Genomic DNA, 11322 nt, shown 5'->3' with positions numbered 1-11322 from the left:
CGAAGCCATCTCTTGTGCCGTCGGCGTCCATCGAGTTGAGGAGGATCTCCCCCGCGCCCATCTCGGTGGCCGTGCGGGCCCACTCGACGGCGTCCAGCCCGGCCGACGTCCGCCCTCCATGGGTCGTGACCTCGAACCCGCAGGGCTGCGCGCTGCTGCGGCGCGCGTCGACGCTCAGGACCAGGACCTGGTTGCCGAAACGGTGGGCGATCTCCCCGATCACCTCGGGGCGGCCAATCGCTGCGGTATTGATGCCGACCTTGTCGGCGCCAGCACGCAGGAGCCGGTCGACGTCCTCCGGCGTACGGACACCGCCGCCGACGGTCAGGGGGATGAACACCTGGTCGGCGGTGCGACCAACGACGTCGAACGTGGTGCTGCGGCTGTCCGAGGACGCCGTGATGTCGAGGAAGGTGAGCTCGTCGGCTCCCTCGGCGTCGTACACCTTGGCCATCTCGACGGGATCGCCCGCATCGATGAGGTTGGCGAAGTTGATGCCCTTCACGACCCGGCCGTCGTCGACATCGAGGCAGGGGATGACACGGACAGCAAGGCTCACCCGCAGAGCCTATCCGCCGTCACGGCACCTTCCCGCCATGACGTCACCCTCTGTGTCCCACTCGACAGCTCACCCTTGTGGCTCTCCCCCTCTGGGATTTGAGCGACCTGACGTCGCCGTTTGCCGTCGTCAGGCCCGGGACTCGGACTCGGCCACGGCAATGAGTGCCTCCGGGAGCGTGAAGGCGCCGGCATACAGGGCCTTGCCCACGATGGCCCCCTCGACGCCGATGCTCGTGAGAGTGGCAATGTCGCGGAGGTCCTGCAGGCTCGACACTCCGCCGGATGCCACGACCGGCCTGGCGGTGACGTCGCAGACCCGCCGCAGCAGCTCGAGGTTCGGCCCGGTGAGGGTGCCGTCCTTGGTGACGTCGGTGACGACGTAGCGCTCGCAGCCGTCGCGCTCCAGACGGGCCAGCACCTCGAAGAGGTCGCCGCCCTCCTGCGTCCAGCCGCGAGCCGCCAACGTGGTCCCGCGGACGTCAAGGCCCACCGCTATCTGGTCGCCGTGCTCCCCCACGACCTTGGCGCACCAGGCCGGGTTTTCCAGCGCGGCGGTGCCGAGGTTGACGCGGGTGCAGCCCGTGGCGAGCGCGGCCGCGAGCGAGGCGTCGTCGCGGATGCCACCGGACAGCTCGACCTTGACGTCGAGGCGGCCCACGACCTCGGCGAGGAGCTCACGGTTGGAGCCCTTGCCGAAGGCCGCGTCGAGGTCGACGAGGTGGATCCACTCGGCGCCGTCGGTCTGCCACTGCAGCGCTGCATCGAGGGGGGAACCGTAGGACGTCTCGCTGCCGAGCTCGCCCTGGACGAGCCGGACGGCCTGCCCATCGGCGACGTCGACGGCGGGGAGGAGTTCGAGGGTCACGCAGGAGATCGTATCTGTCGACGATGCCAACCTTCGACTCGATGATGGTCGAGCTGCCAACGAGACGCTGGCCGTGGTTCTCCGGGTCTGACGGCGGGCCGCCGCCAACACCGTCGCGCTCGACGGCTAGAGCGTCGCGAGCCAGTTCTGCAGCAGGGCCGACCCTGCGTCGCCAGACTTCTCGGGGTGGAACTGCGTTGCCCAGAGCGGCCCGTGCTCGACCGCCGACACAAACCTGTCGCCCGCGTACTCCGTCCAGGTGACGGCGGGGTCGGGGAACGCGGGTGGTTGGCTCAGGACCCACTCGCGCACCCCGTAGGAGTGCACGAAGTAGAAGCGCTGGTCCTCGATGCCGGCGAACATGCGTGAACCAGCACCGGCCTCGACGGTGTTCCATCCCATGTGCGGCACGATCGGCGCGTGCAGCCGCTCGACGACACCGGGCAGCTCGGCGCACCCCTCGGTGCGCACGCCGTGCTCGATGCCCTCTCCGAACAGGATCTGCATGCCGACGCAGATACCGAGCACCGGCCGGCCAGCGATCAGCCGCTTCTCGATGATGCGCATGCCGCCAATGCCGAGCAGACCCTTCATGCAAGCCTCGAACGCCCCGACTCCCGGGACCAGGAGCCCCTCCGCCTCGAGGGCCACTCCGGCATCGCTGGTGAGCTCGGCCTGGGCTCCGGCGCGCTCGACGGCACGCACCGCCGACCGGAGGTTGCCCGAGCCGTAGTCGAGCACCGCAACACGGGGGGGACGCGTCACAGGGCTCCCTTGGTGCTGGGGACACCCGTCTCGCGAGGGTCGATCGCGACGGCGTCGCGTAGAGCGCGGGCGACAGCCTTGAACTGCGCCTCGGCGATGTGGTGCGGGTCGCGGCCGTCGAGAAGGCGAACGTGCAGCGTGATGCCGGCGTGGTGCGCGATGGACTCGAACACGTGCGCGGTGAGCGCCCCGGTGTACTGCCCGCCGATGATGGCGGTGATCTGCCGATCGGGCTCACCGGAGTGCACGAAGTAGGGACGCCCCGAGACGTCGACGCCCGCTTGGGCAATGGCTTCGTCGAGGGGCACGAGAGCATCGCCGTAGCGACGGATGCCGATCTTGTCGCCGAGTGCCTCGCGGATCGCCTCGCCGAGGCAGATCGCGGTGTCCTCGACGGTGTGGTGGGCGTCGATGTGCAGGTCGCCCTCAGCCCTCACCGTCAGGTCGATCAGCGAGTGGCGGGAGAAGGCCGTCAGCATGTGGTCGTAGAAGCCGACCCCGGTGGAGATGTCGTTGGCCCCGGTGCCGTCGAGGTCGATCTCGACGACGACGTGCGACTCGGACGTCTTGCGTTCGATCCGCGCTGTGCGTGTCATTGATCCGTCGCCCCTTCGTGGTTCGTGATTGCGGTCAGTGCCGTGTGGAATGCCTGCATCTCCGCAGGCGTGCCGATCGACACCCGCAGCCATCCGTCGGGACCAGTCTCCCGTATCAGCACACCGCGTTCGAGCAGACCCTGCCAGACGGCGTGCCGGTCGGGGAAGCTGCCGAACAGGATGAAGTTGGCATCGGACTCCGCCACGTCGAAGCCGCGGTCGACCAGCCACCTGGCCGTGTCGTCGCGAGTGCGGCGCAGCTGATCGACATTGGCGAGCAGCTCGTCGGCGTGACGGAGCGCGGCCGTCGCGGCGGCCTGGCTGACCGACGACAAGTGGTAAGGCAGACGCACGATGCGCAGGGCGTCGATGATCGCGGGGTCAGCGGCGACGTAGCCGAGGCGTCCACCCGCGAAAGCGAACGCCTTGCTCATCGTCCGGGTGACGAGCAGCCGTGGGAACTCCGCCAGCAGCTCGAGCGCAGTCGGCGTTCCGCTACGGCGAAACTCCGCGTAGGCCTCGTCGACGACGACGATGCCCGGCGACGCCTCCAGGACCGCCCGAACGACGTCGAGGCCGAGAGCCGTGCCGGTGGGGTTGTTGGGCGAGGTCAGGATCACGACGTCGGGCTGCTCGGCCCTGATCAGTGCGAGCGCCTCGCCGACCTCGATGCCGAAGTTCTTTCGACGCTGTCCGGCGACCCAGCGGGTGTGGGTGTTGCGGGCGTACTCGGGATACATCGAGTAGGTCGGCGCGAACGACAGCGCCGTCCGGCCCGGGCCGCCAAATGCCTGCAGCACCTGCTGCATGATCTCGTTGGAGCCGTTCGCGGCCCACACCCCATCGGCCGTCAGCCCGAAGCCGAGGTAGCCGGCCAGCGCGACGCGCAGCTCGGTGGCCTCCCGGTCGGGATAACGGTTGAGGGTCAGCGCGGCGGCGCGCACGGCCTCGGCGATGTCGGCCGCCGCGTCAGCGCTCGGGCCGTAGGGGTTCTCGTTGACGTTGAGCTGCACCGGGACGTCGAGCTGGGGCGCGCCGTAGGGCTCCTCGTGCCTGAGCTCGTCGCGAATCGGCACCCAGTCGGGCGCGCTCACCTCTGGGTCCGGATCGAGACCGCTGTGCCGTGTGACGGCAAGTTCTCGGCCTCGGCGAGGGTCACGACGTGGTCGCCGACCTCCCGCAGGGCGGCCTCGTCGTACGTCACGACGTGCATGTTCCTGCAGAACGCCCGCACCGACAGGCCCGAGGAGTGGCAGGCACAGCCGGCCGTCGGGAGGACGTGGTTGGAGCCGGCGGCGTAGTCGCCCAACGACACCGGTGTGTGGGGGCCGACGAAGATGGCGCCGGCATTGACGATGCGTGCCGCGACACCTGCCGAGTCGGCGGTCTGGACCTCGAGGTGCTCGGCGCCGTAGCCGTTCGCCACGTCGATGGCCTGCTCGATGTCGCGCACGAGCACCGTGGCGGACTGTGAGCCCGAGAGAGCGGTGCGGATGCGGTCGACGTGCTTGGTCGAGCCGAGCTGCACGTCGAGCTCGGCGTCGACCGCCTCGGCGAGCGTCTCACTGTCGGTGATCAGCACCGCAGCGGCGATCGGGTCGTGCTCGGCCTGGCTGATCAGGTCGGCGGCCACGAACGCGGCGTCCGCCGTGCTGTCGGCGATGATCGCGATCTCGGTGGGACCGGCCTCGGAGTCGATGGCCACGGTGCCCTGCAGGTGGCGCTTGGCCGCCGCGACGTAGATGTTGCCCGGGCCCGTGATGAGGTTGACCGGTCGGCAGACCACGCCCTCGGTCGATGAGGCGCCGTACGCGAGCATCGCAATGGCCTGCGCGCCACCAGCGGCATAGACCTCGTCGATGCCCAGCAGCGCGCACGCGGCAAGGATCGTGGGGTGCGGGAGCCCGCCGAACTCGGCCTGGGGCGGGCTCGTCAGGGCGATGCCCGGCACGCCTGCGACCTGGGCGGGAACAGCGTTCATGATGACGGTGCTGACCAGGGGCGCCAGGCCGCCGGGAACATACAGGCCCACACGCTGCATCGGGACGATGCGCCGCTCGACGACGGCGCCCGCCGCGACCACGGTGGTGACACTCTGCTCGAGCTCGGCCACACAGGTGAGGCGGAGGCGACGGATCGACTCCTCGAGGCCAGCTCGGATGTCGGGGGCCAACGCACCGAGCGCGTCCGCGAGCGCGCCGGCAGACACGCGCAGGCTCGCCGGGCGTACGCCGTCGAACCGCTCCCCCGCCTCGAGCACCGCATCGACACCTCGCGCCTTGACGTCCTCGCAGATGGGTCGGACGGTGTCGAGCGCCTTCTCGACATCGACCTCGGCACGTGGCACGGCGGCGGCATAGGTCAGGCCACGGTCGGCGGCGGACGGGGCAAGATTTCGTAGGTCGAGGCGTCGCATCACATCGACAAGTCTACGGACGGACTACGGTGATGACGTGGCCGCCAACCAGAAGCCGAACGATGCGACGCCGGCCTTTGCCGCGCTCCTCCGCGCGAACATCCACTTCACCCCGCACTCATACGTCCACGACCCGCGTGCCGAGTCGTTCGGCATGGAAGCTGCCCATGCCCTCGGCGTCGAGCCGGCACGGGTGTTCAAGACCCTGATGGCCGAGGTCGACGGCGAGCTGTGCGTCGGCGTCGTGCCGGTCCTGGGGTCGCTCGACCTCAAGGCCCTCGCTGACGCGCTCGGCGGCAAGCGTGCATCGATGGCGGACGCGGCCCAGGCCCAGCGGGCCACCGGGTACGTCATCGGCGGCATCTCGCCACTGGGGCAGAAGAAGCAGCACCGCACCGCGATCGACAAGTCGTCTGCCGGATGGCCGACGATCTTCGTGTCGGGAGGGCGTCGTGGCCTCGAGGCCGAGCTGAACCCCGACGACCTCGTGCAGCTGACCGGGGCTGTCGTCGCTCGGCTCGCTCGCTAGCTCGCGACGAATTTGTCCACGTCGCCGGCGTCGTCCTTGCGGCCCAGCCAGCTGGCCAAGAGCACGCCCAGCAGTCCGAAGATGGGCCACACCAAGAACGGCGTGATGCCGTCGACCGCCAGCGTGGCGGGTAGCTTGTCACCGATCGAGGGGCCCGTGACCGAGGCGGGCTCAGGCGGACCGAGGCCGACACCGACCCGCCAGGCGATCACCGCCGCGGCAAGTGTCACAACAACGACCAGCGGCGTGATGAGCCAGCCGAGGTCGCGAAGCAGCCAGCCGGAGACCGAGCCCCAGGCCAGCGACACCCCAGCGCCGACCAGCACGAACGTCACGATCACAGAGAACTGACCCTTGGCAGCAGCCTCGGTGAGCACGATGCCGGTTGACCTGACCTCCCACTCAGCAGGGTTGGCCAGCAGGAGCCACACGAACCCGGATGCCACACCGAGCGCGATCATGACGGCGGTGGCCGACGCAGACCTTCTCAGGACGGAGAACGAGCTCATGACAGACAATGCGGACCCAGCAGCTCTTTGAGGTCGGCGATCAGCGATGACGACTGCGACACCCGCAGGCTGTCGTCGAGCCGCATGACCTTGATGGGGCCCTTGCCGATGAGACGCAGGTGCACCTCGGAGACGCCCGGGTGCGCCGACAGCACCTGCTTGAAGGTGCCAATCGTGTCGCTCGTGCAGCGTGCGACGGGCAGGCTCACGACCAACGGCGTCTCGGGCCGGCCACTGCCCATGGCGGGGATCGTGACCTCGACCGCATTGAGCTCGATGCCATCGTCCTTGCGGCGGACGCGGCCCTTGACCACGACCACGGTGTCAGGCATCAGCACCGGCACGGCGAGCTGGTAGGCGCCGGGGAACACCATGACCTCGATGCCGCCCTCGAGGTCCTCGATCGTGACCGAGGCCCAGCTGTCACCCTTCTTGCTCATGCGACGCTGCACCCCGGTGATGAGCCCGCATATGCGCACGGTGCTGCCGTCGGGCCGCTCGGCGTCGGTGAGCAGCTCGCCGACGGTGCAGTCGCTGCTGGCACGCAGGACGTGCTCGAGGCCCTGCAGCGGGTGGTCGGAGACGTAGAGGCCGAGCATGTCGCGCTCGAACGCGAGCAGCTGGGTCTTCTCCCACTCCGGCATCATCGGCACCGCCACCGTGACTCCGGTGAACGAGTCGTCCATGCCGCCGAAGAGTGAGTCCTGACCGATCGCGGCCTGTCGCTTGAGGTCGATGTACTGGTCGACGGCGTCCTCGGCGATGGTCGTCAGCGCGCGGCGACGGTGGCCGAGGGAGTCGAATGCGCCTGCCTTGATCAGCGAGTCGAGCACACGCTTGTTGCACACCAACGTCGGGACCTTGTCGAGGAAGTCGGTGAAGTCGGCGTAGGTGCTCCCGCCGGCCGCGCCCGGGGTGCGGCCCTCGACGATGCCCGCCACGACGTTCTCGCCGATGTTGCGGATCGCGCCCAGCCCGAAGCGGATGTCAGCACCGACCGAGGCGAAGTTGGACACCGACTCGTTGACGTCGGGGGGCAGCACCTTGATGCCCATGCGCCGGCACTCGTTGAGGTAGATCGCCGACTTGTCCTTGTCGCCGCGGGTGCTGGTGAGCAGGGCGGCCATGTACTCGGCCGGGAAATTGGCCTTGAGGTAGGCCGTCCAGTAGGAGATGACGCCGTAGGCCGCCGAGTGCGCCTTGTTGAAGGCGTAGTCCGAGAACGGCAGGAGGATGTCCCACAGCGTCGTGATCGCCTGTTGGGAGTAACCCCGCTCGAGCATGCCGCCTTGGAAACCCGAGTACTGCTTGTCGAGCTCGGACTTCTTCTTCTTGCCCATCGCGCGCCGCAGGTTGTCGGCCTGTCCGAGCGAGAACCCCGCCAGCACCTGCGCGATCTCCATGACCTGCTCCTGATAGACGATCAGGCCGTAGGTCTCGCCGAGCACCGTCGCCAGCGGCTCCTCGAGCTCGGGATGGATTGCGTCGATCGGCTCGCGGCCCGTCTTTCGCCGGGCGTACTTGTTGTGCGAGTCGGCACCCATGGGGCCCGGCCGGTAGAGCGCTATCAGTGCCGAGATGTCCTCGAACTTGTCGGGCCTCATGCTGCGCAGCAACGCACGCATCGGACCACCATCGAGCTGGAAAACGCCCAACGTGTCGCCGCGGGCCAGCAGGTCGTAGGCCGCGGGATCGTCGAACGTGAGGTCTTCCAGCACGAGGTCGATGTCGCGGTTGCGCTTGATGTTCTCGAGCGTGTCGTCGAGCACCGTGAGGTTGCGCAGGCCCAGGAAGTCCATCTTGACCAGCCCGAGCGCCTCGCACATCGGGTAGTCGAACTGCGTGATGATGGCGCCATCTTGCTCGCGCTTCATGATCGGCACGATGTCGATGAGGGGATCGCTCGACATGATGACGCCGGCCGCGTGAACGCCCCACTGGCGGATCTGGCCCTCGAGGCCGAGCGCCGTCTGGTAGATCTTGCGAACGTCGGCGTCCTCGTCGTGCAGCTTGCGGAAGTCGCCGCTGTCGCCGTAGCGCTTGTCGTTCTTGTCGAACAGACCCTTGAGCGTCACGCCCTTGCCCATCACGTCGGCGGGCAGCGCCTTGGTGATGCGCTCGCCGTGCGTGAAGGGGTAGTCCATGACCCGCGCGGCGTCCTTGATGGCGGCCTTGGACTTGAGCCGGCCGAACGTCGCAATCATGGCGACGCGCTCCTCGCCGTACTTGTTGCTGACGTAACGGATGACCTCGGCGCGACGACGCTCGTCGAAGTCGATGTCGAAGTCGGGCATCGACGGCCGCTCGGGGTTGAGGAACCGCTCGAAGATCAGTCCGTGGGTCAACGGGCAGACATCGGTGATGCGCAGGGCGTACGCCGCTATCGAGCCGGCGCCTGATCCGCGGCCCGGGCCGACCCGGATGCCGTTGTCCTTGGCCCAGTTGATGAAGTCAGCAACGACGAGGTAGTAGCCGCAGTAGCCCTTGGTACGGACGACGTCAAGCTCCATGTCGGTGCGTTCGCGCACCTCGGGCGTGATGCCGGCGGGATAACGGCTCTCGATGCCCTTCCAGACCTCCTTGGTGAACCAGGAGTCCTCGGTCTCTCCCTCGGGGACGTCGAAGCGAGCCATGTAGCCACCGTTGGACTCGGTGAACTCCACGTCGCAGCGCTCGGCGATCAGCAGCGTGTTGTCACACGCCGCCTTGAGGTCGAAGCGGTCTTCCCACAGGTCGCGCATCTCTCTAGCCGACTTGATGTAGAAGTCGTTGGAGTCGAACTTGAACCGGTTGGGATCGGTCATGGTGCTGCCGGACTGGACGCACAGCAGTGCCGAGTGCGCCTCGGCGTCCTCGGGTGCGGTGTAGTGGGAGTCGTTGGTCGCGATCGGCGGGAGGTCGAGGTCCTTCATGAGGCGCAGCAGTCCGTCACGCACCTGGGACTCGATGGCCAGCCCGTGGTCCATGAGCTCGAGGAAGAAGTTGTCCTTGCCGAAGATGTCCTGGAACTCGGCGGCTGACGCCCGTGCCTTCTCGTAGTTGCCGATGCGCAGCCACGTCTGGATCTCGCCGGACGGGCAGCCCGTCGTGGCGATGATCCCCTTGCCGTAGCGCTGCAGCAGATCACGGTCGGCGCGCGGCTTGCGGTACTGCCCTTCGAGGCTCGCGTAGGAGCCGATGCGGAACAGGTTGTGCATGCCTTCGGTCGTCTCGGACAGCAGCGTCATGTGCGTGTAGGCGCCGCGCCCCGCGACGTCTGCGTCCTTGGCACCCTTGTTCCACTGCACGGCCTTCTTCTCCGTGCGTGGGATGTTGGGCGTGAGGTAGGCCTCCATGCCGATGATCGGCTTGACGTCGTGCGCCTTGGCCTTGCGGTAGAAGTCGTAGGCCCCGTGCAGGTTGCCGTGATCGGTCATCGCGTTCGCCGGCATTCCGAGCTCGGCCGTCCGGTCCAAGAGACCGTCGAGGAGTGCCGCACCATCGAGCATCGAGTACTCCGTGTGCACGTGCAGGTGCACGAATGACGAGTCGCTCGACATCGAAAAATGGCCTCCTCGGCACGATCTGGGGGGAAGAGCCCCAGCCTAGTCGAGGGGGGTGACAGTGATGGACGCCGCGCCGCGATCGTGCCCGCCGCCGGGACGAGGTAGCCGATCCGGCGCCGTGACGTGTCGCCGGACGACCTGATCGAGACGAGATCGCTCAGGCCATACTGGACGGATGACCGACGACCCTCAGAAGTTCACCAGCGTCGATGACTACATCGATGCGGCCCTGTACGGCGTCGAGGAGCGGCTCGCCGAGATGCGACAGATCATCCGGGCGGCGGCACCCGATGCCGAGGAGACCATCAGCTACAACATCCCCGCCTACAAGCACGAGGGGGTTGTCGTGGTCCAGTTCGCCGGACACGACGAGCACACCTCGCTCAACTTCTTCCCCACTGCCGGGGTGTTCGCGGCATTCGCGACCGAGCTGGAGCCCTACCCGACCAGCAAGTCGGCGATCCGGTTGCCGCTCGACATGCCGCTGCCGACCGACCTCATCACGGCGATCGTGACCTTCCGCGTCGCCGAGGCTGCCGAGTACGCCGCGCGCAAGAAGACCGGTCGCTGACCCCGTCCGACATTTCCGTCACCGTCGTGACGGAGAGCCCTGCCCCGCCCCGAGTCGTCCGAACGCCGTCAGGCCTGCTGGTAGCTGCTCAGGAAGTTGCCGAGCCTCTGGATGGCCTCGGCGAGATCGCGCGCCCACGGCAGCGTGACGATGCGCAGGTGATCGGTGTGCGGCCAGTTGAACCCCGTGCCCTGTGTGATGAGGATCTTCTCCTGCAGCAGCAGGTCGAGCACGAGCTGCTGGTCGTCCTTGATCGGGTAGATCTCGGGGTCGAGCTTCGGGAACGCGTACAGCGCCCCGCGCGGCGTCACGACGCTGACGCCGGGGATCTTGCGCAGCTCGGTCACGGCGGTGTCGCGCTGCACGAGCAGCCGACCGCCCGGCAGGATCAGCTCCTTGATCGACTGGAAACCCCCGAGCGCGACCTGGATGGCATTCTGCGCCGGCACGTTGGGACACAGCCGCATGGAGGCGAGGAGGGTGATGCCCTCGAGGTAGTCACGGGCGCGGTCCAACGGTCCCGTGACGACGAGCCAGCCGGCGCGGTACCCGCAGACCCGGTAGGCCTTGGACAGCCCGTTGAACGTCAACGTCAGCACGTCAGGGGCAACGCTCGCCAGCGGGATGTGCACCGCGTCGTCGTACAGGATCTTGTCGTAGATCTCGTCGGCCATCAGGACCAGGTCGTGCTTGCGAGCCAGGTCGGCGATCGCCGTCAGCGTCTCCCGGGCGTAGACGGCGCCGGTCGGGTTGTTGGGGTTGATGACGACGATGACCTTGGTGCGGTCGGTGATCTTGGACTCGAGGTCGGCGATGTCAGGATCCCAGCCGCCGTCCTCGTCGCAGGCGTAGTGCACGGGGACGCCGCCGGCGAGGTTGGTGACGGCCGTCCACAGCGGGTAGTCCGGCACCGGGATGAGCACCTCGTCGCCGTTGTCGAGCAGCGCCTGCAGGGCAATCGAGAT

The 11322-nt window shown here is 68.0% G+C and carries 11 protein-coding genes; 2 read left to right on the top strand and 9 right to left on the bottom strand.

Features of this window, described 5'->3' with window-relative positions; all coding sequences use genetic code 11:
- The 6 genes from H7290_RS14950 to hisD all read right to left on the bottom strand — a co-directional run.
- A partial coding sequence (locus tag H7290_RS14950; RefSeq protein ID WP_290514814.1) for a HisA/HisF-related TIM barrel protein occupies positions 1–559 on the bottom strand: 559 nt, incomplete at its 3' end.
- A 129-nt stretch (positions 560–688) separates the two neighbouring features.
- Complete coding sequence (gene priA / locus H7290_RS14945) at positions 689–1426, bottom strand: bifunctional 1-(5-phosphoribosyl)-5-((5-phosphoribosylamino)methylideneamino)imidazole-4-carboxamide isomerase/phosphoribosylanthranilate isomerase PriA (protein WP_290514813.1); 738 nt, start codon at positions 1424–1426, stop codon at positions 689–691.
- Between the two features lie 126 nt (positions 1427–1552).
- Positions 1553–2191, bottom strand: a complete 639-nt coding sequence (gene hisH, locus H7290_RS14940) for an imidazole glycerol phosphate synthase subunit HisH (protein WP_290514812.1) — start codon at positions 2189–2191, stop codon at positions 1553–1555.
- Positions 2188–2787, bottom strand: coding sequence for an imidazoleglycerol-phosphate dehydratase HisB (gene hisB, locus H7290_RS14935; RefSeq protein WP_290514811.1), 600 nt, complete (start codon positions 2785–2787; stop codon positions 2188–2190). Before hisB ends, hisH begins: the two co-directional genes overlap by 4 nt.
- Positions 2784–3881 carry a histidinol-phosphate transaminase gene (locus H7290_RS14930; protein WP_290514810.1) on the bottom strand — a complete coding sequence of 366 codons (1098 nt, stop codon included), beginning with the start codon at positions 3879–3881 and terminating at the stop codon, positions 2784–2786. Before H7290_RS14930 ends, hisB begins: the two co-directional genes overlap by 4 nt.
- Positions 3878–5206 (bottom strand): histidinol dehydrogenase, encoded by a 1329-nt coding sequence (hisD, locus tag H7290_RS14925; RefSeq protein WP_366927643.1) that lies wholly within the window; start codon positions 5204–5206, stop codon positions 3878–3880. The genes H7290_RS14930 and hisD overlap by 4 nt, the downstream gene beginning before the upstream one ends.
- Positions 5207–5240: 34 nt before the next feature.
- Here hisD and ybaK point away from each other — a divergent pair, with 34 nt between their 5' ends.
- A complete protein-coding gene (gene ybaK / locus H7290_RS14920; RefSeq protein ID WP_290514809.1) occupies positions 5241–5732 on the top strand; it encodes a Cys-tRNA(Pro) deacylase in 492 nt (163 codons plus the stop codon).
- Here ybaK and H7290_RS14915 read toward each other — a convergent pair.
- Positions 5729–6241 carry a hypothetical protein gene (locus tag H7290_RS14915; RefSeq protein ID WP_290514808.1) on the bottom strand — a complete coding sequence of 171 codons (513 nt, stop codon included), beginning with the start codon at positions 6239–6241 and terminating at the stop codon, positions 5729–5731. The two genes, ybaK and H7290_RS14915, sit on opposite strands and share 4 nt — an antisense overlap.
- The gene (gene dnaE / locus H7290_RS14910) at positions 6238–9780 is read right to left on the bottom strand and encodes a DNA polymerase III subunit alpha (RefSeq protein ID WP_290514807.1); all 3543 of its coding nucleotides are present in this window, start codon (positions 9778–9780) and stop codon (positions 6238–6240) included. The genes H7290_RS14915 and dnaE overlap by 4 nt, the downstream gene beginning before the upstream one ends.
- Positions 9781–9961: 181 nt before the next feature.
- Here dnaE and H7290_RS14905 point away from each other — a divergent pair, with 181 nt between their 5' ends.
- Positions 9962–10357 carry a DUF1801 domain-containing protein gene (locus H7290_RS14905; RefSeq protein ID WP_290514806.1) on the top strand — a complete coding sequence of 132 codons (396 nt, stop codon included), beginning with the start codon at positions 9962–9964 and terminating at the stop codon, positions 10355–10357.
- A gap of 68 nt (positions 10358–10425) precedes the next feature.
- Here the strand turns inward: H7290_RS14905 and H7290_RS14900 are convergent.
- Positions 10426–11322 (bottom strand): aminotransferase class I/II-fold pyridoxal phosphate-dependent enzyme (locus H7290_RS14900; RefSeq protein ID WP_290514805.1); only part of this gene is annotated, 897 nt, incomplete at its 5' end.

Origin of the sequence: Aeromicrobium sp., assembly GCF_014378035.1 — a bacterium.
In the GTDB taxonomy this organism is placed as follows: Bacteria; Actinomycetota; Actinomycetes; order Propionibacteriales; family Nocardioidaceae; genus Aeromicrobium.
Note: the sequence above shows the minus strand (reverse complement) of the source record. Positions and strands in the feature narration are given on the sequence as shown.

Bases quoted from the DNA above. Each gene is read 5' to 3' on its own strand.
- hisB (WP_290514811.1), bottom strand. From the start codon at position 2,787: ATGACACGCACAGCGCGGATCGAACGCAAGACGTCCGAGTCGCACGTC.
- H7290_RS14915 (WP_290514808.1), bottom strand. From the start codon at position 6,241: ATGAGCTCGTTCTCCGTCCTGAGAAGGTCTGCGTCGGCCACCGCCGTC.
- dnaE (WP_290514807.1), bottom strand. From the start codon at position 9,780: ATGTCGAGCGACTCGTCATTCGTGCACCTGCACGTGCACACGGAGTAC.
- H7290_RS14905 (WP_290514806.1), top strand. From the start codon at position 9,962: ATGACCGACGACCCTCAGAAGTTCACCAGCGTCGATGACTACATCGAT.